This is a genomic window from Arthrobacter sp. B0316-1-20 (assembly GCF_059091865.1).
Window position 1 is genome coordinate 1 of record NZ_JBNHHC010000020.1, and the last position, 23,868, is coordinate 23,868.

At 65.3% G+C, this 23,868-nt stretch carries 22 protein-coding genes and 2 tRNA genes; 16 read left to right on the forward strand and 8 right to left on the reverse strand.

Annotated elements, in window-relative coordinates; translation table 11 throughout:
• The 3 genes from yidD to rpmH form a co-directional block, all read right to left on the reverse strand.
• A partial coding sequence (yidD, locus tag AC5RW2_RS26475; protein WP_494074780.1) for a membrane protein insertion efficiency factor YidD occupies positions 1-158 on the reverse strand: 158 nt, incomplete at its 3' end.
• Positions 155-559 carry a ribonuclease P protein component gene (gene rnpA, locus AC5RW2_RS26480; protein ID WP_494001199.1) on the reverse strand — a complete coding sequence of 135 codons (405 nt, stop codon included), beginning with the start codon at positions 557-559 and terminating at the stop codon, positions 155-157. The genes rnpA and yidD, both read right to left, overlap by 4 nt.
• Before the next feature lie 71 nt (positions 560-630).
• Positions 631-768: a 50S ribosomal protein L34 gene (gene rpmH, locus AC5RW2_RS26485; protein WP_127513203.1), complete on the reverse strand. Its 138-nt coding sequence runs from the start codon at positions 766-768 to the stop codon at positions 631-633.
• A 401-nt stretch (positions 769-1,169) separates the two neighbouring features.
• On the opposite strand from rpmH, the gene dnaA reads away from it, so the two are divergent.
• From dnaA to AC5RW2_RS26545, 12 genes are all read left to right on the forward strand, one after another.
• On the forward strand, positions 1,170-2,612 hold the full coding sequence (gene dnaA / locus AC5RW2_RS26490) for a chromosomal replication initiator protein DnaA (RefSeq protein ID WP_494001200.1): 1,443 nt from the start codon (positions 1,170-1,172) through the stop codon (positions 2,610-2,612).
• A 528-nt stretch (positions 2,613-3,140) separates the two neighbouring features.
• Positions 3,141-4,265 (forward strand): DNA polymerase III subunit beta, encoded by a 1,125-nt coding sequence (gene dnaN / locus AC5RW2_RS26495; RefSeq protein ID WP_494024293.1) that lies wholly within the window; start codon positions 3,141-3,143, stop codon positions 4,263-4,265.
• A 30-nt stretch (positions 4,266-4,295) separates the two neighbouring features.
• Complete coding sequence (gnd, locus tag AC5RW2_RS26500; RefSeq protein ID WP_494074738.1) at positions 4,296-5,222, forward strand: phosphogluconate dehydrogenase (NAD(+)-dependent, decarboxylating); 927 nt, start codon at positions 4,296-4,298, stop codon at positions 5,220-5,222.
• A 10-nt stretch (positions 5,223-5,232) separates the two neighbouring features.
• Positions 5,233-6,429, forward strand: coding sequence for a DNA replication/repair protein RecF (gene recF, locus AC5RW2_RS26505; protein ID WP_494074739.1), 1,197 nt, complete (start codon positions 5,233-5,235; stop codon positions 6,427-6,429).
• Complete coding sequence (locus tag AC5RW2_RS26510; protein WP_494074740.1) at positions 6,410-7,048, forward strand: DciA family protein; 639 nt, start codon at positions 6,410-6,412, stop codon at positions 7,046-7,048. The genes recF and AC5RW2_RS26510 overlap by 20 nt, the downstream gene beginning before the upstream one ends.
• 315 nt (positions 7,049-7,363) lie before the next feature.
• Positions 7,364-9,388: a DNA topoisomerase (ATP-hydrolyzing) subunit B gene (gene gyrB, locus AC5RW2_RS26515; RefSeq protein WP_494013768.1), complete on the forward strand. Its 2,025-nt coding sequence runs from the start codon at positions 7,364-7,366 to the stop codon at positions 9,386-9,388.
• Between the two features lie 74 nt (positions 9,389-9,462).
• On the forward strand, positions 9,463-12,138 hold the full coding sequence (gyrA, locus tag AC5RW2_RS26520; protein WP_494074741.1) for a DNA gyrase subunit A: 2,676 nt from the start codon (positions 9,463-9,465) through the stop codon (positions 12,136-12,138).
• Positions 12,135-12,698 (forward strand): DUF3566 domain-containing protein, encoded by a 564-nt coding sequence (locus tag AC5RW2_RS26525; RefSeq protein ID WP_493978245.1) that lies wholly within the window; start codon positions 12,135-12,137, stop codon positions 12,696-12,698. Before gyrA ends, AC5RW2_RS26525 begins: the two co-directional genes overlap by 4 nt.
• A 60-nt stretch (positions 12,699-12,758) precedes the next feature.
• Positions 12,759-12,832, forward strand: a tRNA-Ile gene (locus AC5RW2_RS26530).
• A gap of 35 nt (positions 12,833-12,867) precedes the next feature.
• Positions 12,868-12,984: a DLW-39 family protein gene (locus AC5RW2_RS26535; RefSeq protein WP_493978246.1), complete on the forward strand. Its 117-nt coding sequence runs from the start codon at positions 12,868-12,870 to the stop codon at positions 12,982-12,984.
• Positions 12,985-13,021: 37 nt separating this feature from the next.
• A tRNA-Ala gene (locus AC5RW2_RS26540) sits at positions 13,022-13,094 on the forward strand.
• A gap of 133 nt (positions 13,095-13,227) precedes the next feature.
• A complete protein-coding gene (locus tag AC5RW2_RS26545) occupies positions 13,228-14,133 on the forward strand; it encodes a DMT family transporter (RefSeq protein WP_494074742.1) in 906 nt (301 codons plus the stop codon).
• Positions 14,134-14,136: 3 nt separating this feature from the next.
• On the opposite strand, the gene AC5RW2_RS26550 is transcribed toward AC5RW2_RS26545, so the two are convergent.
• Positions 14,137-14,976 (reverse strand): glycosyltransferase family 2 protein, encoded by an 840-nt coding sequence (locus tag AC5RW2_RS26550; protein ID WP_494001207.1) that lies wholly within the window; start codon positions 14,974-14,976, stop codon positions 14,137-14,139.
• A gap of 124 nt (positions 14,977-15,100) precedes the next feature.
• A complete protein-coding gene (locus tag AC5RW2_RS26555; protein ID WP_494013429.1) occupies positions 15,101-16,114 on the reverse strand; it encodes a hypothetical protein in 1,014 nt (337 codons plus the stop codon).
• Between the two features lie 119 nt (positions 16,115-16,233).
• Between AC5RW2_RS26555 and AC5RW2_RS26560 the strand changes: the two genes are divergently transcribed.
• The 3 genes from AC5RW2_RS26560 to AC5RW2_RS26570 all read left to right on the forward strand — a co-directional run bounded on the left by AC5RW2_RS26560 (position 16,234) and on the right by AC5RW2_RS26570 (position 19,610).
• Entirely contained in the window at positions 16,234-16,776 is a 543-nt protein-coding gene (locus AC5RW2_RS26560) for a peptidylprolyl isomerase (protein WP_494001209.1), read from the forward strand.
• Positions 16,777-16,836: 60 nt separating this feature from the next.
• On the forward strand, positions 16,837-17,694 hold the full coding sequence (locus tag AC5RW2_RS26565; RefSeq protein ID WP_494013427.1) for a rhomboid family intramembrane serine protease: 858 nt from the start codon (positions 16,837-16,839) through the stop codon (positions 17,692-17,694).
• A 740-nt stretch (positions 17,695-18,434) separates the two neighbouring features.
• Positions 18,435-19,610, forward strand: a complete 1,176-nt coding sequence (locus tag AC5RW2_RS26570; RefSeq protein ID WP_494074743.1) for an NAD(P)-dependent malic enzyme — start codon at positions 18,435-18,437, stop codon at positions 19,608-19,610.
• Between the two features lie 84 nt (positions 19,611-19,694).
• On the opposite strand, the gene AC5RW2_RS26575 is transcribed toward AC5RW2_RS26570, so the two are convergent.
• Entirely contained in the window at positions 19,695-20,687 is a 993-nt protein-coding gene (locus AC5RW2_RS26575) for a magnesium and cobalt transport protein CorA (protein ID WP_494001212.1), read from the reverse strand.
• Between the two features lie 6 nt (positions 20,688-20,693).
• A complete protein-coding gene (locus tag AC5RW2_RS26580; RefSeq protein ID WP_494001213.1) occupies positions 20,694-20,945 on the reverse strand; it encodes a cell division protein CrgA in 252 nt (83 codons plus the stop codon).
• A gap of 271 nt (positions 20,946-21,216) precedes the next feature.
• Here AC5RW2_RS26580 and AC5RW2_RS26585 point away from each other — a divergent pair, with 271 nt between their 5' ends.
• Positions 21,217-21,861, forward strand: coding sequence for an anthranilate synthase component II (locus tag AC5RW2_RS26585; RefSeq protein WP_494074744.1), 645 nt, complete (start codon positions 21,217-21,219; stop codon positions 21,859-21,861).
• A gap of 58 nt (positions 21,862-21,919) precedes the next feature.
• Here the strand turns inward: AC5RW2_RS26585 and pknB are convergent, their stop codons facing one another.
• On the reverse strand, positions 21,920-23,860 hold the full coding sequence (gene pknB, locus AC5RW2_RS26590) for a Stk1 family PASTA domain-containing Ser/Thr kinase (RefSeq protein WP_494074745.1): 1,941 nt from the start codon (positions 23,858-23,860) through the stop codon (positions 21,920-21,922).
• Positions 23,861-23,868: the final 8 nt, after the last annotated feature.

The window sequence follows — 23,868 nt, forward strand, 5'->3', positions numbered from 1 at the left end:
GCGGAACAGGACGGGAAGAAACGGCAAACCTGGCCGTACAGGGGCGAAACGAGTTTGCGGTACACGCGCAGCACGCCGATCAGCGCATACTGCAGGGGACTCGTGGTCCTCCTGGGCACGGCGGCATGGGCGGGAACCGGTACGGCACGGGCACTCATTCGGCTCTCCCCTTCTCTCCGTGCGCAGCTTCCGTCGTTGCGGTGCGCGTTAAGGTCAACTTGCCGAGGGCGGCCTTGAGAGCCTTCCGGTAATCCAGTTCCAAAGCGTTGAAGTCTGCGTCGGCAGCTGCCGGAAGGGCCCGCACAACCACGGTGATCCCTCGGGAATACCCATTCTCCCTTAAGCCGGCTGCTGCCAGTTCCCGCAGTCTCCTTTTAACGCGGTTGCGCATGACGGCGTTCCCGACGGCCTTCGAGACGATAAAGCCGAAAGATGCCGGTCGGGCCGGGTCTGCTGCCGCCGCATATAACACTAAGTTCCGGCGCCCTGAGCGGGCGCCGGAACGTACAGTTGTTGAGAAGTCCGCCGAGGTGCGCATCCGGTGCTGGCTGGGAAGCATGTGCTACCCAGCCCGCCGAAACACGCCGCTGCGGGAACTGAACCTCACAGCCGAGTCGACAAACTGGCTATTTAGGCCGACAGTTCGGTGCGGCCCTTGCTGCGGCGTGCGGCCAGAATGGCGCGGCCGGCGCGAGTGCGCATGCGAAGGCGGAAGCCGTGCTTCTTGGCACGACGGCGGTTATTCGGCTGAAAAGTCCGCTTGCTCACGGTGGTTACTCCAAGACGATCGACAGATGCGGTTGGACCCATTGCAACAAGGGGGAAGAACAGGTCGGCGCTCTATATGGGGTCTATTCCATTGCCAGGGCGTTGGACGCACAAGGACAACAAAGTAGACATGAAGGACTAGTCAACGTTAGGCGATGCCGGCGAGTACCGTCAAACCGGCCTTCTCCGCACCCGGGCGTTTCCGTGGATAACCCCTGTGGACAACTCCACGCCAAAGCCGCTTTGAGCGGCCGGAGCGCCTCTCGAAAGCGACGTCCACAGGGGCCTGCATCCCAACTGTCGTCCAGCAGATTCATGCTCTACTCTTGGCAGGAGCCCCTTATCCACCGTCTGTGAATAAGTCTGTGGATTTCGGGCTGGCTGTCGGCAAATGCCGAAGCATGCTGAGCATTTCTGAGGGGTACTACGTGGACACGGACCAGATAAATGACGTCGGAAGTTCCTGGCGCAAAGTGGTCCGGACGCTGGAACAGGACGATCGTGTCTCCCCCCGGCAGCGCGGCTTCATCGTGTTGGCGCAGGCCAAGGGCCTCATCGGCACAACCCTGCTGGTGGCCGTGCCCAACGAACTGACACGCGAAGTCTTCCAGTCGCAACAGCTCAAAGACCCTCTGCACGACGCCCTGTTCGAAGTCTTCAAGGACGACATCCTCTGCGCTTTCAGCGTCGACACGGATATGGCTCCGCAGGCGGAACCGGAACCTGAACAGGAGCCCCGCCCGGCCCCGGCGGTCGTGCGCAGCGAGTCACTTCCCCAGCCGGCGGCGCAAGCCGCTTCCCCTGAACTGGGCAGGCTCAACCCGAAATACATTTTTGACACCTTCGTCATCGGTTCATCCAACCGCTTTGCCCACGCGGCGGCCGTCGCGGTGGCCGAAGCGCCGGCCAAGGCGTACAACCCGCTATTCATCTATGGCGACTCGGGCCTGGGAAAAACCCACCTGCTGCACGCCATCGGGCACTATGCGCGCCATCTCTACAACAGCATCCGCGTCCGGTACGTGAATTCGGAAGAGTTCACGAACGATTTCATCAACTCCATCCGCGACGATGAGGGCGCCAGCTTCAAGCAGCTGTACCGCAACGTCGACATCCTGCTGATCGACGACATCCAGTTCCTGGCCAACAAGGACGCGACGCAGGAGGAGTTCTTCCATACCTTCAACGCCCTCCACAACCACAGCAAGCAAGTGGTCATCACTTCCGACCTGCCGCCGAAACAGCTCTCCGGCTTCGAGGAGCGCATGCGGTCCCGGTTCGAGTGGGGACTGCTGACCGATATCCAGCCGCCGGAGCTGGAGACCCGTATTGCGATTCTGCGCAAGAAGGCCATCAGCGAGGGGCTGTCCGTCCCCGACGAGGTCCTTGAGTACATCGCCTCGAAGATCTCCACCAACATCCGTGAGCTCGAGGGCGCGCTCATCCGCGTCACCGCGTTCGCCAGCCTGAACCAGCAGGCAGTGGACATGGGTCTCGCCGAGATAGTCCTGAAAGACCTGATCACCGACGAAGGGGCACAGGAGATCACATCGGCCACGATCCTTGGCCAGACCGCCGCGTACTTCAAGCTCAGCATGGAGGAGCTGACCAGCAAGTCCAGGACCAGGACGCTGGTAACTGCGCGCCAGATTGCCATGTACTTGTGCCGTGAACTGACCGACATGTCCTTGCCGAAGATCGGCCAGGAACTCGGCGGCCGCGACCACACGACCGTCATCCACGCCGACCGGAAGATCCGTGAGTTGATGGCCGAGCGTCGAGCCATCTACAACCAGGTCACGGAACTGACCAACCGCATTAAGCAGCAACAGCGCGAAAGCTAGCTTCCCCGGCGGCTGCAGCGCCGGCGGCGGCCCCTGCCCGGAACTACACCGGTGAAATTAACAGGTGTGGATAAGGTTGTGGATTCTTAAGTGGACAACCGGAGTCCTTAAGAGGAAAAGTGCCCTGCCCCCTGTGGACGCCCGAAATTACAAGGATCTGCATCCACAGGCTCCCAGTGCTTGCGACGACTGCCCTGCACATCTTGTGAACACCCAACTTCGGCTCAGGCGCAGGCCGTACCGAGGTTTTCCACAGTATCCACAGCAGTTATTAACACTACGAATCCCATTTATTGATGTTCTTCCAAATAACATTTGACCCTGTTCCGGCTCCCACGCATCGTGCCGAATCGGCCGAACAGGACCTCTGCGCACTCTCGGTGCGCAATGACGGTTGCTGCGGCTAAGCTTGCACAGAGAATCGTTGCCATCTGCTTCAACCTGGTGTTCGCAGTCCCATTCGCTGCACCCCGGCCAGACGCAGGCGGTCTTCCCCGGCATGTTCGTTGTGAAAGGTGGCTTACTTCAGTGAAGTTCAGAGTTGATCGGGATGTTCTGGCGGAAGCCGTGACATGGACAGCCCGTTCCCTGTCACCACGCCCGCCTGTCCCCGTTCTGTCGGGCCTGCTCATCCGGGCCGAAGGCGGCATGGTGAGCCTTGCCAGCTTCGACTACGAGATTTCCGCCCGTCTCCAGATCCCGGCGGACGTCACTGAAGAAGGCACCATCCTGGTCTCCGGACGCCTCTTGGCAGACATCTGCCGAAGCTTGCCGTCGGCGCCTGTCGACATTGAAACCGACGGTTCGAAGGTTGCCCTCACCTGCCGCAACAGCCGGTTCAACCTCGCCACCATGCCCGAGGGCGATTATCCGGAACTCCCTGCGCTGCCGGAAGTCAGCGGGGTCGTGGACGGCGAAGCATTCGCCCAGGCTGTCAGCCAGGTCATCATTGCGGCCAGCCGCGATGACACCCTGCCCATCCTGACCGGCGTCCGGATGGAAATCGAAGACGACCTGATTACTCTGCTCTCCACCGACCGCTACCGCCTGGCCCTCCGGGAGCTGTCCTGGCGTCCGGCCACACCGGGCATTTCCACGAGCGCGCTGGTCAAAGCCAAGACTTTGAGCGAAGTAGCCAAGACGTTGGGTGGTTCCGGCGACCTGAACATCGCGCTTTCGGACAATAGCGAACTGATCGGTTTCGAAAGCGGCGGACGCCGCACGACGTCGCTCCTGGTGGACGGTGACTATCCCAAGATCCGCTCACTGTTCCCGGACAACACCCCGATCCATGCGACAGTCGAAACGACCACACTGATCGAAGCCGTCCGCCGCGTGTCGCTCGTGGCCGAGCGCAACACCCCGGTCCGGTTGGCCTTCACCGACGGCCTCCTGACCTTGGACGCGGGAACCGGCGAAGACGCCCAAGCGTCGGAGGCGATCGAAGCGTCGCTCTCCGGGGAAGAAATCACCGTCGCCTTCAACCCGCACTACCTGTCCGAAGGCTTGAGCGCCTTTGACAGCAAGTACGTCCGGTTTTCCTTTACCACGCCGCCGAAGCCTGCGGTCATATCCGCCCAGGACGACCTTGAGGGCGACGACAAGGAAGACTACCGGTACCTGCTCATGCCGGTGAGGTTGCCCAACCAGTAATACCCGCCGACCCATGGACGAGAGGAAAGAGTGACTCGGATGCACATCGGACTGATCGGCTTGGGCCGGATGGGTTTCAACATGCGGCAGCGTCTTCGGGACGGCGGCATCGAGGTAACCGGCTATGACCGGAACCCGGAGGTCAGTGACACCGGGACCGTTGACGAAATGATCCGGGCCTTGCCGGTTCCGCGCACCGTCTGGGTCATGGTGCCCGCCGGCGAGGTCACCGACACGGTCATCACAGAGCTGGCCGGCAAGCTCTCCGCCGGAGACGTGGTGATCGACGGCGGCAACTCGAAGTTCACCGAAGACCAAAAGCACGAAGCCCTCCTGTCCGAAGGCGGGATAGGTTTCATTGATGTCGGCGTGTCCGGCGGCGTTTGGGGCCTGGCAAACGGTTATGGCCTGATGGCCGGCGGAAGCGCCGACCTTATCCAGGCAGCGATGCCGGTCTTCGACGCGTTGCGGCCGGAGGGCCCCCGGGAGGAAAGCTTCGCCCACGTGGGCGACGTCGGCGCCGGCCACTACGCCAAGATGGTGCACAACGGGATCGAATACGGGCTGATGCAGGCGTACGCCGAAGGGTACGAACTGCTGGAAGCCAAGGACATCATCAAGGATGTTCCGGGGACTTTCCGGGCCTGGCAAAAGGGGACGGTGGTCCGCTCCTGGCTGCTGGACCTGATGGTGAAGGCCCTCGACGAGGACCCGGGATTGAGCCAGGTCAGCGGTTATGTCGAGGATTCCGGTGAAGGCCGGTGGACTGTCGAGGAAGCGATCGGACACGGTGTCCCGGCCCCGGCCATCACCGCCGCGCTGTTCGCACGGTTCGCGTCGCGCCAAGACGACGCGCCCGCCATGAAGATGGTGGCCGCCCTCCGTAACCAGTTTGGCGGCCACGCAGTCAGAAAGCCTGGACAAGACCAGGCCGGCCGCCGCAACGAGTCGAAGTAGCTATAACGCATTGTTTGTTGAATACCTGTCCCTGACCGATTTCCGCACCTACCCGCAGCTCGACATCGCCCTGAAGCCCGGCATCACGGTGTTTGTCGGAGCCAACGGGGTCGGCAAGACCAACATTGTCGAGGCCATCGGCTACCTCGCGTCGCTCTCGTCGCACCGGGTCAGCAATGATGCACCCCTCATCCGGTTCGACCAACCGCGTTCGCTGGTGCGGGCACGGGTGGACCGGGGCGGGCGCAGCACCTCGCTGGAACTGGAAATCACCCCGGGCAAGGCCAACCGGGCCCGGATCAACCGCGCCAACCCCGTGCGCGCGCGGGAAATCCTCGGGCACCTGCGCACGGTGCTCTTCGCCCCCGAAGACCTAGCGCTGGTCAAAGGCGACCCGTCCAACCGGCGCCGCTTCCTCGATGAGCTGCTGGCCAGCCTGGTCCCGCACCATGCGGCCACCCGCAGCGATTTTGAACGCGTCCTCAAACAGCGCAATGCCCTGCTCAAATCGGCGCGCGCCAGCGGACGGTTCACCGCCGCCCATGAAGCTACCTTGGAGGTGTGGGACCAGCACATGGCACAGGCAGGGGCCGCCCTGCTGAAGGCCCGGCTGGAACTGGTGGACCTGCTGCAGCCGCACCTGGACGCGGCGTACGCCGCCCTCACCGATGGCTCCAAACGTGCGGCCGCCGTCTACCGCTCCACCATCCACAGCCAGCTGTCGGATGACGGCGAGGTGGAGAACGACGGCGGGGCGGGCCTTCCGCCACTGGCAAGCCTGGGAACGGCCGAACTGGCGGAACTCTACCTTGCCGCCTTTAAACAGCAGCGCAAGCGGGAGACGGAGCGGGGCATCTCGCTGGTGGGGCCGCATCGCGATGAGTTGGAACTGCTGCTGGGACAGGCACCTGCCAAGGGCTACGCCTCCCACGGCGAAACCTGGTCCCTGGCGTTGGCCCTCCGGCTGGCCTCGTACTACGTCTTCTGCGACGACGACGCTGCGCCCGGCGCGACTCCCGTCCTGATCCTGGACGATGTCTTCGCCGAGCTGGACAACCAGCGCCGGTCAAGGCTCGCGGGCATCGTGGCCGGCGCGGAGCAGGTGATCGTTACTGCCGCGGTGGCCGAAGACATCCCCGACGCGTTGGCGGGGGAACAGTTCATGGTAGTGCCGGGAGGCGTGGCCAATGGCCAGGAAACCGCCTGACCGGGACCGGCCGCAGGAGCCGGCAAAGCCGGCGGCACGGCGGCCGGTCCTGCCCGATCCGGCGGCGCCTCCCCCGCCCGCGGGACCGGCGGGAGCGGAGCCGTCCCGTGACGAAGGAGCTGTCGAAGATCTGGACGCCGCGAAAGCCGTCCTGAACCGGGTGCGCCTTGCAGCGGCGGCCCGCGGCGACGTGCGCACGAGGGCCAACAGCCGCCGCCGCGCATCCCGGGGGGCGCGGCCGTCCGCCGGCCCGCAGGATTTCGGCCGCGACCCCCAGGGCTTGGGGCGCGTGTTCGACCGGTTCGTCGCGGAACGCGGCTGGAACTCCCCGGTGGCCGTCGGCTCGGTCATTTCGCGATGGGATGAATTGGTCGGCGCGGACATCGCCGCCCACTGCCGGCCGGAAAGCTTCGAGGAAACCACGGTGCAGGTCCGCTGCGACTCAACGGCTTGGGCCACGCAGCTGCGATTGCTCAGCAGCGCCCTGCTGAAGCGGTTCGACGAAAAGCTGGGCCCCGGCGTCGTCACTAAAATCCAGGTGCTGGCGCCGGCAGCGCCCAATTGGCGCAAGGGCAAGAGGTCCGTGAGCGGCCGCGGACCGCGGGACACCTACGGCTGATTTCGCCCCTCGCGGGAGGCCGGCCGGAAGCAGCCGGCACCGGCTCGCTTAGACGGCGTGTAGGACGCTGGAGACGTCCGCGGACATACACGGTCCCATCGGGCACCCGGCGGCGGCGTCAAAACCCGGTTTCCGTGCCGCATAGAGCCATGTTCGTGCAGGATTCACCGCCCTGACACGGTAGAATTGACTAGGCGGCGCCCGTCCTCTATCCGGAAGGGCGCCGACACACGAGTCCCCCGGACGGAACACAAGGAGTCAACGGCAACTGTGGCAGAGGACAATGAGCTGGAAAACACCGGCGCAGAACCCCAAATGACAGAGGGCAACGACGGCAAGCACTACGACGCCAGCGACATCACCGTCCTTGAAGGCCTGGAAGCCGTCCGCAAGCGCCCGGGCATGTACATCGGTTCTACCGGTCCGCGCGGGCTGCACCACCTCGTGTACGAGGTGGTGGACAACTCCGTCGACGAAGCGCTGGCCGGCTACTGCGACACCATCAACGTCACGCTGCTGGCCGACGGCGGCGTCCGGGTGGTGGACAACGGCCGCGGCATTCCCGTGGACATGCACCCAACCGAGGGCAAACCGACCGTACAGGTCGTGATGACCATCCTGCACGCAGGCGGCAAGTTCGGCGGCGGCGGTTACGCGGTCTCCGGCGGCCTGCACGGCGTAGGCATCTCGGTGGTCAACGCGCTGTCCGCGCGGGTGGAGACCGAGATCCGCCGGCAGGGCTACGTGTGGCACCAGTCGTTCGCCAACGGCGGCCTCCCGGTGGGCGACCTGCGCCGCGGCGAGGAGACCACCGAGACCGGGACCTCGCAGACCTTCTGGGCGGACCCCGAGATTTTCGAATCCACGGAATTCGACTTCGAGACGCTGCGCGCCCGCTTCCAGCAGATGGCCTTTTTGAACAAGGGCCTCAAAATTGTCCTGACCGATGAGCGCCGTCCGGAAGTCCACGCACCGGACGCCGAGGACGTGGACCTGGACACGACGCCCGGCACCGAGGTCGAGACCACCGCGGAACACCGCCAGGTGGTCTACAAGTACGACAACGGCCTGCTGGACTACGTCACGCACCTGAACTCCTCCAAGAAGGTGGAGGTCATCCACCCCGAGGTCATCGCGTTCGAGACCGAGGACACGGAGCGCAAGCTCTCGGTGGAAGTCGCGATGCAGTGGACCACCTCCTACTCGGAGAGCGTCCACACCTACGCGAACACCATCAACACGCACGAAGGCGGCACGCACGAAGAAGGCTTCCGCGCCGCGATGACCTCGTTGATCAACCGCTACGCGCGCGAGAAAAACCTGATCAAGGAGAAGGAAGAAAACCTCACCGGCGACGACATCCGCGAGGGCCTCACTGCCGTCATCTCCATGAAGCTGGGCGAGCCCCAGTTCGAGGGCCAGACCAAGACCAAGCTGGGCAACTCCGAGGCCAAGGGCTTTGTGCAGCGTGTGGTCACGGACGAACTCGGTGACTGGCTGGAGCGCAATCCCGGACCCGCCCGCGACGTGATCCGCAAGTCGATCCAAGCCTCGCAGGCCCGGCTGGCCGCCCGGAAAGCGCGCGAATCCACCCGGCGCAAGGGGTTGCTCGAATCCGGCGGCATGCCGGGCAAGCTCAAGGACTGCTCGTCCCGCGACCCATCCAAGTCGGAAATCTACATCGTGGAGGGCGACTCCGCGGGCGGTTCGGCCGTCCGCGGCCGGAACCCGGAGACCCAGGCCATCCTGCCGCTGCGGGGCAAGATCCTGAACGTGGAGCGGGCCCGGCTGGACCGCGCGCTGGGTAACGCCGAGGTCCAGGCCATGATCACCGCGTTCGGCGCCGGCATCGGCGAGGACTTCGACGTGGAGAAGGCCCGGTACCACAAGATCGTGCTGATGGCCGACGCCGATGTGGACGGCCAGCACATCACCACGCTGCTCCTGACCCTGCTGTTCCGCTACATGCGCCCGCTGATCGAGAACGGTTACGTCTACCTGGCGCAGCCGCCGCTCTACCGGATCAAATGGTCCAACCACCCCCACGATTATGTCTTCAGCGACCGTGAGCGGGACGAGACCGTCCGCCGCGGCCTGGCGAACAACCAGCGGCTGCCCAAGGAAAACGGCATCCAGCGGTACAAGGGCCTCGGTGAAATGGACTACACGGAGCTGTGGGACACCACCATGGACCCCGACCACCGGACACTGCTGCAGGTGACGATGGAGGATGCCGCCGCCGCGGACCAGACCTTCTCGATCCTGATGGGCGAAGACGTCGAATCCCGGCGCACCTTCATCCAGCAGAACGCCAAGGATGTCCGCTTCCTCGACATTTAGCCCCGCCGCAGCCGGCCGGCCGCCGGCCGCTGACCGGGCCGCACCAAGGTTTTGACGCAAAGGAAACTTAAACGATGAGCGACGAAGAGACGCCCGACCTGCCCGCAGGCACCGGCGATGAGCCGATCGAGGGCGAAATCCTGACCGACCGGGTGGAGCAGGTCGACCTCCAGACCGAAATGCAGCGGTCCTACCTGGACTATGCCATGGCGGTCATCGTCGGGCGCGCCCTGCCGGACGTCCGCGACGGCCTCAAGCCGGTGCACCGGCGGGTGCTGTACGCGATGTTCGACGGCGGTTACCGCCCCGAGCGATCCTTCAACAAGTGCGCCCGCGTGGTGGGCGAGGTCATGGGCCAGTACCACCCGCACGGCGACATGGCCATCTACGATGCCCTGGTCCGCCTGATCCAGGACTGGACCATGCGCTACCCGCTGGCGCTGGGGCAGGGCAACTTCGGCTCGCCCGGCAACGACGGCGCGGCCGCCCCCCGGTACACGGAAACCAAGATGGCGCCGCTGGCGCTGGAAATGGTCCGCGACATCGACGAGGACACCGTCGATTTCCAGGACAACTACGACGGCAAGAACCAGGAACCGACCGTCCTGCCGGCCCGCTTCCCGAACCTGCTGGTCAACGGTTCCTCTGGCATCGCCGTCGGCATGGCCACCAACATCCCGCCGCACAACCTGCGCGAAGTGGCCGACGGGGTCCAGTGGTACCTGGACAATCCCACCGCCAGCCGTGAAGAACTCCTCGAAGCGCTGATCCAGCGGATCAAGGGGCCCGACTTCCCCACCGGCGCTCAGATTCTGGGCCACAAGGGCATCGAGGACGCCTACCGCACCGGCCGCGGCTCCATCACCATGCGCGCCGTGGTCAACGTGGAGGAAATCCAGGGCCGGACCTGCCTGGTGGTCACGGAACTTCCATACCAGGCGAACCCGGACAACCTGGCCATGAAGATCGCCGAGCTGGCCAAGGAAGGCAGGGTGGCCGGCATCGCCGACCTGCGCGACGAGACCTCCGGCCGCACGGGACAGCGCCTGGTCATCGTGCTCAAGCGCGACGCCGTGGCCAAGGTGGTGCTGAACAACCTCTACAAGCACACCTCGCTGCAGGAGAACTTCGCGGCCAACATGCTCGCGATCGTCGACGGCGTGCCCCGCACCCTGACCCTCGACGCCTTTATCCGCCACTGGGTCACCCACCAGCTGGAAGTCATCGTCCGGCGCACCCGCTTCAGGCTGCGCAAGGCCGAGGAAGAAGCGCATATCCTGCGTGGCCTGCTCAAGGCCCTGGATGCGCTCGATGAAGTCATCGCCCTGATCCGCGCCTCGTCCACCACGGAAGAAGCCCGCGACGGCCTGATGCAGTTGCTGGACATCGACACGGACCAGGCCTCGGCCATCCTGAACATGCAGTTGCGCCGGCTGGCCGCCTTGGAACGGCAGAAGATCCAGGACCGCCACGCCGAGCTTGAGCGGATGATCCAGGAGTTCAACCGCATCCTCGCGTCCGAAGAAGCCCAGCGCAGCATCGTCAGCGAGGAACTCGCCGAGATCACCGGCAAGTACGGTGACGACCGCCGGACCCAGATCATGATGGGCTACGGCGGGGACATGAGCATGGAAGACCTCATCCCCGAAGAGGAGATGGTGGTGACCATCACCCGCGGCGGATACGTCAAGCGCACCCGCAGCGACAACTACCGGTCCCAGCAGCGAGGCGGCAAGGGAGTACGCGGCGCCCAGCTCCGCGGCGACGACGTGGTCGAGCACTTCTTCGTCACCACGACGCACCACTGGCTGCTGTTCTTCACCAACCTGGGCCGGGTGTACCGGGCCAAGACGTACGAGCTGGCCGAAGGCGGCCGCGACGCCAAGGGCCAGCACGTGGCGAACCTGCTGGCCTTCCAGCCGGACGAGCACATTGCCCAGGTCATGGACCTGAAGGACTACCAGCAGGCCCCCTACCTGGTGTTGGCCACCAAACGCGGCCTGATCAAGAAGACCCGGCTGGAGGACTACGACACGAACCGTTCCGCCGGCGTCATCGCGATCAACCTGCGCGACGGCGACGAGCTCGTTTCGGCGCGGCTGGTCGCTGAGACCGACGACATGATGCTGGTCTCCCGGCGCGGCCAGTCCCTGCGCTTCACCGCGACGGACGAGGCACTGCGGCCGATGGGACGCGCCACGTCCGGTGTGACCGGCATGAAGTTCCGTGAGGACGACGAACTGCTGGTCGCCGGCGTGCTGCGCGAGGACTCCTACGTCTTCATCGTGACCGCCGGCGGTTACGCCAAGCGGACCAAGGCCGACGAATACCGGGTCCAGGGGCGCGGCGGCCTGGGCATCAAGGTGGGCAAGTACCAGGAAGAACGCGGGCACCTGGTCGGCGCACTCATTGTGCAGGAGGAAGACGAGGTGCTGGTGGTGATGGAAAGCGGCAAGGTGGTCCGCTCCTCCGTCGCCGGTGTCCCCGTCAGGGGCCGCGACACCATGGGCGTCATCTTCGCCAAGCCGGACAAGAAGGACCGCATCATCGCCGTCGCCAGGAACTCCGAACGAGGCCTGGCCGCGGACGAGGAAGACACCGACACGCCGGACACGCCCCAGGGTCCCGAAACCGGTGGCACAACCGGCGCCGAATCTGCGCAGCAGGCAACCGATGAAGTACCGTTGGACGCAGACATGACGCAGTCCGCAGCCGAAACGACGGCGCCGGAAATCGGAGGTAACGAGTGAGTACACCTAAAACGCCACGGCCGGGCACGCGCCCGCAGCCGGCCAACGCGCCCCGGGCTACCACTCGCAGCGGCGGCACGCCTGCACGCCCGGCCCAGCGCCCGGCGAACAGCGGACAGCGTCCGGCCAACGGCGCCCAGCGCCCGGCCGGCCAGCCCGCCCGTCCAGGACTCGTGCGCCCGGCTCCGAAGGCCAAGGTCCGCCGTGCCCGCCTGCTGGTCAGCAAGGTCGACCCGTGGTCGGTGCTGAAGATGGCCTTCCTGCTCTCCGTCGCCCTCGGCATCGTCACCGTGGTGGCCTCCATCGTCCTGTGGACGACGCTGGACATCACGGGCATCTTTGACCGGGTCAACGGGCTGCTGACGGAAGTCGCGGGTACCGAGGGCGGCGGATTCGACCTGCGGTCCTACGCCTCGCTGGGACAGGTAGCGTCCTTCGCCACCATCATCGCCGTCGTGAACGTGGTCCTGCTGACCGCACTGGCCATGCTGTCCGCGGTGCTTTACAACATCTCGGCGACGCTGGTCGGCGGCATCGGGGTCACGCTGACGGACGACTGAGCGGATTTGAAGTTCCGGCCCGGCGTACTGTAAAGTCGTATCTCGGCCCGCAAGGGCAGGGGGCGTATAGCTCAGGCGGTTAGAGCGCTTCGCTGATAACGAAGAGGTCCCAGGTTCAAGTCCTGGTACGCCCACGGATGACTGATCCCACCGATGTCGGGAGGACACCGTGAAGAAGTTGCTGCTGATGGCAGCCGCGGCCGCGGGTGTCTTCGTGTACAAGAAGTGGCAGGAATCCGAAGCGGAGAAATCCGCTTGGAGCCGCGCGACCGACAAGGTCGAGTGACTCAAAGCATCGGCCGGTTCGACCGGCCGGACCCTCCGGGGGCATGGCGCAATTGGTAGCGCACCTGCTTTGCAAGCAGGGGGTTAGGGGTTCGAGTCCCCTTGCCTCCACCGGAAACGCGAGGCCCCGATCTACGGATCGGGGCCTCGCTGCGTTCGCGCCCCACTGCTGCTCCCCCGCTGCGTTCGCCCCCCGCGGCCGCGGCGGGATGGGGTTGGCAGGGTTCACCCCTAGGCTGAAGGTGTGATCATTTTCCTGGCCACACTGGCTGTGCTCGGCATCTCCGCGTCCGGTCCCATCATGGCTGCCACTGCCGCCCCCGCCCTGGCCATCGCATTCTGGCGGAACATCATCGGCGCCGTCGTGATGGGAGTACCCGCGGCGATCGGCCGGCGCCAGGAGTTCCGGAAGCTGACGACGTCGGACATCGGCTTCAGCGCGGTGGCGGCCGTCGCATTGGCGCTCCACTTTGCCTGTTTCATCACCGCGTTGCAGCTGACCTCGGTGGCGGCGGCGACTGCTTTGGTCTGCCTGCAGTCGGCCTGGATCGTCCTGTTCAACCGGCTGCGCGGCATCAAGGCGTCCCGGCTGATCTTGTGCGGTGTCGGGCTCGCGTTCGCCGGCGTACTGGTGATCTCCGGGTTCGACCTGCGGCTCTCCAGAGAGGCACTGCTGGGCGACCTGCTCGGCCTGGTCGGCGGGGCCATGGCCGGGGTGTATACGATGGCCGGCGGCCGGGTACGGCGCCGGCTGTCCACGGGACCGTACACCACCATCTGTTACGGATTGTGCGCACTCATCCTGCTGGCTATGGCGTTGGCTTTCGGACAGCCGCTCGCCGGGTTCCCGCCCCAAGCCTGGGCCGGGATCCTGGCCGTGACCGTGGTGGCCCAGTTGCTGGGCCACTCGGTGCTGAACCACCTGCTGGCTGTCCTGAGTCCGCTGGTGGTTTCAATGATCATCCTGCTGGAAATCCCCGGAGCCGCCGCCCTGGCGGCCCTGTTCCTCGGCGAGACCCTTCCGTGGGGCACCTACGCGGGCCTGGCACTGATCCTGGCGGGCCTGGCCGCCGTCGTGCTTTCCCAGAACAGGTCGAAGGTGCAGGGACGCAACCCGGTGCCGGAAGCCAGCGGACCCGGGAGGGACTAACGGCTACAGCCCGCCGCGCGTCACGCGGACCTGCGTGCGGGCCTGGTGGACCCGGCGCAGCAGCTTTGCGGGATAGTAGACGCTCATGAAGATCAGCATCGGCACCCGCGCCATGCGGCGGTCGATCTTGTGGACGTTGTAGGTGCGCTCGAAGCGCGTGACGTAGTACCGGTAGTCCTTGGGCGAATCTTCCAGCCTCCGGGCCGACATGCCGCTGATCATTTCCGGCACGTATTGGATCCTGAGCGCGTGGTCGGCCAGATGAACGGAGATATCGATGTCCTCGTGCATCTCGTCCGCCTCATCACGGCAAACCTCGTTGCGGATAATGTCCCAGGCTCCGCGGCGGATGGCCATGTTGGATCCGAAGAGGAAGTGGTACTGCTTCTTGGCCAGTTTCAGGACGAAGCGGCGCAGGCGGTCGTCGGCCTGGAGGCCGAAGCGCCGCAGCGGCATGTCGTAGTACAGCACCGGACCGGTGCACGCCATCACTTCCGGGTCGGCGAAAGCCGCTTGCACGCGCTCAACCCAGTCGGGCTCCAGGACGGAATCAGCGTCGATCCTGCCCAGGACTTCTCCGGTGGCATGGTCCAGGCCGAAGTTGCGCGTGGGGATCAGGCCTTGCTCCGCATCCTGCTCGAGCAGGATCAGGGGAACATCGGGGTATTCGGCCTGCATGGCCCGGACCAGGTCGGCTGTCCCGTCGGTCGATTTGTTGTCCACGACGATGATTTCCCAGGGTGCCACGGACTGGCACACCGCGGCGTAGACGCATTGGCGGATAACCGACTCTTCATTGAAGGCCGGGATGACGATCGACACGCTGGGCGCAGCACTTCTCACGGCATGAAATCTACCAGCAGGCTTGCCGGGAGTCCGGGAAGCGGGTCGTGAAGGGGATGGGACGGGAGAGAACAATGGGAGCTCCCCTTCGGGGAGCTCCCATTACGGCGTGTGCTGAAGGAAACTACTTCTTGGTGTCCTTCTCGGCGGCAGCGTCGGCAGCTTCCGCAGCCTTCTGGCCGGCCGCCCGCGCGGAGCGGGTGGGGCCGTTGCCGGTCGTCTTGGCCGTGGCTGCCGCGGCCTCGGAACCCTTATCGGAGACAGAGGTACCCGCTGCGGCATCCGAGGTGGCCGGGGCTGCAGCGTGTTTGGCTGTTGCGGTTTCGGCAGCCCCGGCGGTACCTGTCGAGGTGGAAGTTGTGGAAGTCGAGGCGGAGCTCGAGCTCGACGGACTGGTGGTGGTGGAAACCTGACCCGGTGCCGGAGTCGCACTCGTCGGCTGGACCGGCGTCTTCCACGGATCTTCGACCGGCCGGGCAGCCCGCCATGCGGCCACTCCCGCCGTTGCCGCGGCCGCGAGGATGCCCACGATCAGCCAACCCTTGCCGCCCCCGGACTTCTGCTGGTTTTTCAGCTCCTTGGCAGCCTTCCTGGCATGCCCGGCGGCTGCCTTTTGGGCTTTCTTGAGGGCGCGCTTGGATCCGCCCGCCTTGACGACGGCGGCCTGCACCGAAACGGGCAGCGCGGTCTTGTCCAGCGTCTTCGCGACCTGGTCTGCGGTAGCGGCGAGCCGTGCTGAGACGGTCGGGATGTACTCGTCGACTACTTTGTCCCGGGCATGTGTGATGGCGGGGGCCGCCCGGTCCAAGGTCTCCTGGATGCGCGGAGCAGCCTCATCCACAACGTGGGAAATCTTCGGGGCCAGGCTGTCCAATCCCTCCTGGATCCTCGGCGTCACAGTTACTACGGAGTGGGAAAGATCCTTGGCGGCCTTCTGCAGCCCCCCCTGGATGCGCGGTGAAGCGGTCTCAATGCTCTTTTCGATCCGCGGGACGGCCCAGTTCCGCGCGGCTGCCATCTTGGGAGAGGCCCAGTCCTTGGCTGTTCCCACGAGGACAAAAACATTGCCTTCTGCGTCGTGAGCTATTCGTTTGGTCTTCTTCACTACTACCTCCCGGAAATGGTGACGGTCGTTCATCAGCCTACTTCCTGCACTTGCAGACGGCTATGCCGGCGATGAAACGCGCGGGATTTTCACTCATCGCGGAACCGGCCGCCGGCGGGAACCCAGGGGAATCGCCGTGGAAGAATGGTGCCATGACTGCTATTGCTACAGCTAAGGCCACTATCCACACCAACCACGGCGACATCGTGGTGAACCTGTTCGGCAACCACGCCCCGAAAACCGTGAAGAATTTCATCGGGCTGGCCACCGGCGAGATCACCTGGAAGCACCCGCAGACCGGCGAAGAGACGAACGCTCCGCTCTACGACGGCGTCATCTTCCACCGCATCATTAAGGACTTCATGCTCCAGGGCGGCGATCCGCTGGGCCAGGGCATCGGCGGCCCGGGCTACCAGTTCGACGACGAAATCAACCCCGACCTGAACTTTAACGAGCCCTACAAGCTGGCCATGGCCAACGCCGGCATCCAGGGGGGCCGCGGCACCAACGGCTCGCAGTTCTTCATCACTACCGTTCCCACCACCTGGCTGCAGGGCAAGCACACGATCTTCGGCGACGTCACGGACGAAGCTTCGCGCGCCGTCGTCGATTCCCTCAACGCGGTGGCTACCGACCAGCGGGACAAGCCGCTGGAAGACGTGGTCATCAAGAACATCACGGTCGAGCAGCTCTAAGTTGCCTAATGTCCCCGCCCGGAACCCGGGCGGGGACCTTTTCCCAGCAGGAGCGCCTCCATGTCCTACGGAATGCCGGCCGAACCGCCGCAGACCGATGTCCCCGTCTGCCCGCGGCATCCGGACCGCGTCTCCTACGTGCGCTGCCAGCGTTGCGGACGCCCGGCCTGTCCGGAATGCCAGCGCACGGCGTCGGTTGGCGTCCAGTGCGTCGACTGCGTCAACGAAGCGGCGCGCAGCATGCCGACTGTCCGTACCGTCTATGGCGGGGTGGCCGCGGTCGGCCGTCCCGTGGTCACGCTGACACTGATCGGCATCTGCGCCGTTGCCTATCTGCTGCAGTGGGTCGTTCCCGGCTTCACCGAAAGGTTCCTGTACGCGCCGGTCTACACCCTTCCAAATCCGTTCTACGCGCCGGAACCGTGGCGGATGATCACCTCGGCTTTTCTGCATTCGCCGAATTTCCTCCTGCACATTGCCTTCAACCTCTACGCCTTGTGGATCCTGGGCCGGCACCTGGAGCCCCTGTTGGGGCGGCTGAGGTTCCTTGGGCTGTACCTGCTTTCCGGCTTCGGCGGCTCGGTCGGCGTACTCCTGCTCTCCGCTCCCAACATTCCCGTGGTCGGCGCCTCAGGGGCCATTTTCGGCCTCTTCGGCGCACTGTTCATCGTGCAGCGGCAACGCGGCGGCGAGGTCAGATCGCTGTTGGTGCTGATTGGCATCAACGCGGTGCTCGGATTCGTGGTCTCCGGCATTGCCTGGCAGGCGCACTTGGGCGGACTGCTGGTTGGTGCCTTGTCCGCTGTGGTGCTGGCCTACGCGCCGAAGGGAAAGAATCGAAGCGTTGTCCAGTTCACCGGGCTGGCTGCCATACTCCTGGTGCTGGTGGCGGTCACTGCCCTGAAGGCGATGACGTAACCCCGGCCGGCTTCCGCCAAGGCGGGCAGGAAAAGTGTCCTGGAGGACGCGGTTCCTGCCCGCCTTTCCTGTGTGGTCCCGTTTGCCGGACCGGCAATCTCCGGGCAGTCCCGCCCGGGGGCTGGCTGTAGGCGCACGCTGTGCCCGAGCCCCTCTCACTCCCTCCGGCGCGCGTGCCGTGCAGCTGCGCGTTTTCCCCAACCTGCTTTCCCCATCCTGTGGGCTGGCTGTGGAAAGCTCCGCGGCCCTCGCTGCGGTGAAAGGATGTTATCCACAGGAGTTATGCACAGTGAGGATAAGTTACACACATGTAATTCCACAGCTGTGGATAACGTGATGGCAGGTGACAGAAGGGGTGGACGGAAGTAATCCCCAAAGTTATGCACGTCTGTGGATAAGTTCGGTCTACAACTGTGAAAACGTGGACAACTAAGCCTGCAGCCTGCAATTAGCCGAGCATTACAGTGGAAAAGGCGAAACATTCGTCCGGCCGAAGACATATGCAGACCCTGCAAACCGGCCTTCAGGTAGCCTTGAAATCCGGTCCCCTCGCTCGACCAGCCACGGGGCCCACGCGGCCGTCCCGGACCCAGGCGATAGTCGGATCGAATGCGCCGCGCCCCATGCCTTGTGAACGGCCAGCTGCGGCCTCTCGGAGGATCTGCTTCCTGCCGGCCTGTCGCAGGCCGGGCCATCCAAGCTCCCTCCCGTGAAGGGAAGGAACAACAGAAGGAATCTACGTGACTACCGAAACCGGCAACTCCACACGAATCGACCTCACCCGCGAGGAGATCTTCAGCGCCCATGAGGGCGGCAAGCTGCAGATTGGCCTCACCGCACCGTTGGACACCAAGCGCGATCTCTCCATCGCCTACACGCCGGGTGTGGCCCAAGTCAGCCGCGCCATCAACGCCGACCCGGAAATGGCCGGGAAGTACACGTGGGCCTCCCGGCTGGTGGCAGTGGTCTCCGACGGCACCGCGGTGCTGGGGTTGGGCAACATCGGGGCGGCTGCGTCACTGCCGGTGATGGAGGGGAAGGCTGCCCTCTTCAAGCAGTTTGCCGGACTGGACTCCATCCCGCTGGTACTCGAGACCACCGACGTTGACGAGATCTTTGAGACCCTGGTGCGGCTGCGGTCGAGCTTCGGCGCCGTCAACCTTGAAGACATTTCGGCGCCACGCTGCTTCGAGCTCGAAGCCCGCCTCATTGAGGCCCTGGACATGCCGGTCATGCACGACGACCAGCACGGCACCGCCGTGGTAGCCCTTGCGGCGCTGACCAATGCCGCCCAGGTGGTCAACCGCGAGCTGGCGTCGCTCAAGGTGGTTATTTCGGGCGCGGGTGCGGCGGGCATCGCCGTCGCCGAAATCCTCCTGGCCGCCGGCGTTGCCGACGTGATCCTGCTGGATTCGCGCGGCATCATCCACGGCGACCGCGGCGATTTGACCGAGGTCAAGGCCTCCTATGCTGCCCGCACAAACCCGCGCGGAGTCACCGGCGGCAGCGCGCAGGCGCTCGACGGGGCAGACGTGCTGATCGGGGTCTCCTCCGGCACGATCCCGGAAGAGACCCTGGAGAAGATGTCCGACGACGCCATCATCTTCGCGCTGTCCAACCCGGATCCGGAAGTACACCCGGAGACCGCCGCGAAGTTCGCGAAGGTTGTGGCCACCGGCCGCAGCGATTTCCCCAACCAGATCAACAACGTCCTGGCTTTCCCGGGCATCTTCCGCGGCGCACTGGACGCGGGTGCCCGCCGCATCACCCCGGCCATGAAGGTTGCCGCGGCCGAGGCAATCGCGGGAATCGTTGGGGAAGACCTCGCGGCCGATTACATCATCCCCAGCCCGCTGGACCCCCGGGTGGCCCCGGCCGTTACCGCTGCCGTGATGGCCGCCGCAGACGCCGGCTGAGCCTACCCTGGCAGCCGCCCTGCCGGGGCCCGTCCCCGTATCCCGGGAGCGGGCTTCCGGCGCACCTGCCCGGTCAGGCGGGCTTTAGAGCCATCGGTTGCGCCTGAAGAACCAGTAAAGCCCGAGGGCCGTCAGGAACATCAGAACCAGCGACATCGGGTAGCCGAACGCCCAGTCCAGTTCCGGCATCACCGTGAAGTTCATCCCGTAGACGGCGGCCACCAAAGTCGGGGCGAAGAGTATGGCCGCCCATGACGAGATGCGCTTGACCTGTTCGTTCTGGGCAACACTGGTTTCGGTGAGTTTCTGGGCCTGCAGGGTGGAGCTGAGGCTCAGGGCGTTCTGCAGGACGGCACGGAAGGCGTCGACGCGCTCGTTCAGCCGGATGACATGGTCCTCGACGTCGCGCAGGCCGCGGGCCACCTCAAGGTCCAGGTCAGGGTTTTTGGTGCCTCGTTCGAGGACGGCGATCATCCCCTCCAGCGGGTGCAGGGCACGCTGGAACTCGATGACTTCGCGCAGCAGCTCGTAGATCCGTCGGGAAACGTCGGGATCGCCGCCGAAGAGCTGGTCTTCGATCTCGTCGATGTCGTTCTCCAGGCCGAGCACCACGGGTTCGTACTCGTCGACGACCTGGTCCAGGACCGCGTAGAGCGCCGCCTGCGGTCCCGTCGCCAGCAGGTCGGGCACGGACTCCATACGCTGCCGCACGTGGGCCAGATCCGGCGACTCCGCGTGCCTGACGGTGATCAGGAAGTCCCGCCCCATGAAGACGTGCAGTTCGCCGAACTCCACCTTCTCCGTTTCGTCGATGTAGCGCGCGGGCCGGAGGACGGTGAACAGCGTGCGGCCGTACTGTTCCAGCTTGGCCCGCTGATGGCCGCGCAAGGCGTCCTCCACGGCCAGGTGGTGAAGATCGAACTCCGCTGCCACGGCGGCCAGCTCCGGCTCGCTCGGCCGGTAGAGCCCTATCCACGCCATGCCCGAGTACCGGTGCAGCTCGCTGAACGTCTGCTCCAGGGTTTCGGGCGTGGCGGCACGGACGCCGTCGACGTAGATGCCGTTATCAACCAGCATGACTGCCTACGAGCGCCACCTGGTCGTCATCAGGAAGCCCGCGATGGCGATGCCGAACCCGATCATGATGTTCCAGGACCCTGCTGCCGGCAGCGGCCACGCTCCCTGCGTGATGTAGAAAACGATGATCCACAGCAGGCCGATGATCATGAGGCCGAACATGACCGGTTTGAACCACACGGGGTTGGGCTTATTGCCTTTGGCGGTCAATTCCTCGGGACGCCGTTCGGTCCTCTTGCGGCGCTTCGACTCGGGCACAGATCCTCCGGGGCATCAAGGGGTGGTTGGCACTGGCAGGCCGGGGCCGCGATCTTCACGCGAGTCCGCCGCCGCCGCCGACCGTCTAGCTGTTTAGTCTAGCCAATGTATGTGACGTTCGCCGCCGCGCATTTGCCGGGATCACCGCGGGGGACCGATCATAGTGTGAGTGCTGCTGTTGCCGCCTTGGCTCCCGTTCCCCCGACGGAGTGCCGGCCGGCTCCCGCAGTCCCCCGTCCCGGAACAACTCCACGATTGGCACGACTGTCACATGAGCAAGACTCCGCGCATCCTCGTCATCGACAACTATGACAGCTTCGTCTACACCCTGGTCGGCTACCTTCAGGAACTCGGCGCGGAAACGACTGTGGTGCGCAACGATGACGTCACCCTCGAGGAAGCGGTTGAACTGGCCGGAGTCCGCGACGGGGTCTTGGTCTCCCCCGGCCCGGGAACGCCTGCCGAGGCGGGCATCTGCGTCGAGCTGATCCGTTGGTGCGGCCGGGAAGCAAAGCCGATGTTCGGCGTGTGCCTGGGCCACCAGGCGTTGGCCGAGGCCTATGGCGCCACCGTCACCCATGCCCCCGAATTGATGCACGGGAAGACCTCGCACGTGACCCACGGCGACCAGAACGCCTTCCTGGGCGTTCCGAACCCGTTCACGGCCACCCGCTACCACTCGCTGGCGGCCGTGCGCAGCACCATCCCTGCCGAACTCGAAATCACCGCGGAGACCGACAGCGGAGTCGTGATGGGGCTGGCCCATCGGAGCGCGCCGCTGTGGGGCGTGCAGTTCCATCCCGAATCGGTGCTGACCGAAGGCGGCTACCTGATGCTCGGTAACTGGCTGGAGTCGCTCGGCGCGGAGGGAACGGCCGAACGCGCCGCCACGCTCAGCCCGCTCATTACCCACTGAACCGCTCCGGGGCGGGACTGCGCGACCGGTCGCGGGGACCAGGCTGCCACGGATGCTGTCAGTCGTCGCTGTTCCCGTTGCCCCGGCCGTTCCCGTTGCCGCGGCCGTTCCCGTTGCCGGAGTTGTTGCCTCTGTCGGAGCCCTCATCCGGGTCGGGCGCAGGCGTTTCGGAGGGCTCGGGGGGCGGCGGTGCAACCGCAACGGTCAGGACTATCTCAGTCCCCTGTTCGACGTCCGTTCCCGCTTTAACGCTCTGGCCGACGACGGTGCCGGGTGCGACCACCTCGTTGTCGACCTCTTGTACCCGGTAGGGCAGGGCAACGGCCGCGTCTTCCAGCATCGTGCCGGCTTCTTCAACAGTTTTGTTCATCAGGGCCGGAACGCGCACCATGCCGTTCGAGATGACCAGGTCCACCGTGGAACCGGTCTTGACCTTCTCGCCGGGGGCGGGCTTGGTGGTCACCACATTCCCGCGCGGCATGGAGGCACTGTTCGCCGGGACGTTTTCCCCCGGTTCCAGGCCCAGATTCCGGAGCTTGTCCCGGACCTCCGCCTCGGTGCGGCCGGCCAGGTCCTTGGGAATGGTAGCAAATTCGCTACCCTCGGAGATGTAGACCACGACCTGGCTGCCCGGTTCCAGCTGTTCTCCGACGTCCGGATCGGTTCGGGTTGCCATGCCCGCCTCGACGTCGTCGCTGAACTCCTGTTCAACCCGTGGCTTGAGATCCGCTGCCCAGATGGCGTTGGTGGCGGCGTTCTGGTCCATCCCCGCCACAGCCGGAACGGCAACCGTATCCGGGACGGCGTTCTGCACCAGCATGTTGTAGACGTAGTAGCCTCCGCCCACCAGGACCAGCAGCAAGGCAATGATCAGCGTGACGATCCATGCCCGGCGCTTGGCCCGGCGCTCGGGTTCGATGTCGTCTTCACTGCCCACGGCCAAGGCGGTGGGAAGCTGCCCGCGGTCGTAGGAGGCCGTTTCCGGCCCGGCGTCGTCATCAGGCGAGTAGGCGGTGTGGGACAGGTCAGGAGTTTCCCCGGCCACGGCGTGGGCCGGCTGGGTGATTAGTTCGGTGGCGGGAGCCAGTGCGGGAAACGCTTCCGTCGCCGGCCCGGCCGCCTGGTGCGGCGTCCCGCCCAGCGCCGCACGCAGCGCGTCCGCGAAGGCAGCGGCCGTCTGGAACCGGTCCGCCTTGTCTTTTTGCAGCGCATGTTCCAGTACGGAATCCAAGGCAGGCGTAACGTCCGGGTTGAAGCGGCTCGCCGGTTCGGGGAGTTCGCGGACGTGCTGGTAGGCCACGGACACCGGGCTGTCACCGATGAAGGGCGGACGACCGGCAAGCATTTCGTAGAGCAGGCAGGCGGCCGAGTACAAGTCGCTGCGCGCGTCCACGGCTTCACCCCGGGCCTGCTCCGGGGAAAGGTACTGTGCGGTCCCCAGAACCGCCTGGGTCTGCGTCATCGTGGCGGCCGAATCGGCCAGCGCACGCGCGATGCCGAAGTCCATCACCTTCACGTTGCCCTCGGGCGTGACCATGACGTTGGCCGGCTTGATGTCGCGGTGCACAATGCCCGAGCGGTGGCTGTATTCGAGCGCGGCCAGGACGCCGAGGGCATAGCGGACCGAGTCCTCGATGCCCAGCTCGCGGCCCTTGATGAATTCACGCAGCGTCCGGCCCCGGACGTACTCCATCACGATGAACGGGACCTTGACGTCGTGCTCCGCCGCGCCGGGAAGATCCATGTCCCCCGTGTCGTACACGGCAACGATTGCCGGGTGGTTCAGCCCGGCCACCGCCTGGGCTTCGCGCCGAAACCGGGACTGGAGCATCGGGTCGCGGGCCAGGTCGGTCCGCAGCTGCTTGACCGCCACCGAGCGGCCCAGGCGGATGTCACGGCCCAGCAGCACATCGGCCATCCCGCCGCGTCCGATGAGTTCCCCCACCTCGTAGCGGCCAGCCAGGATGTGCGGCGAGTCCACTGGTTGTCGTCCTTCCATCAGGCCGA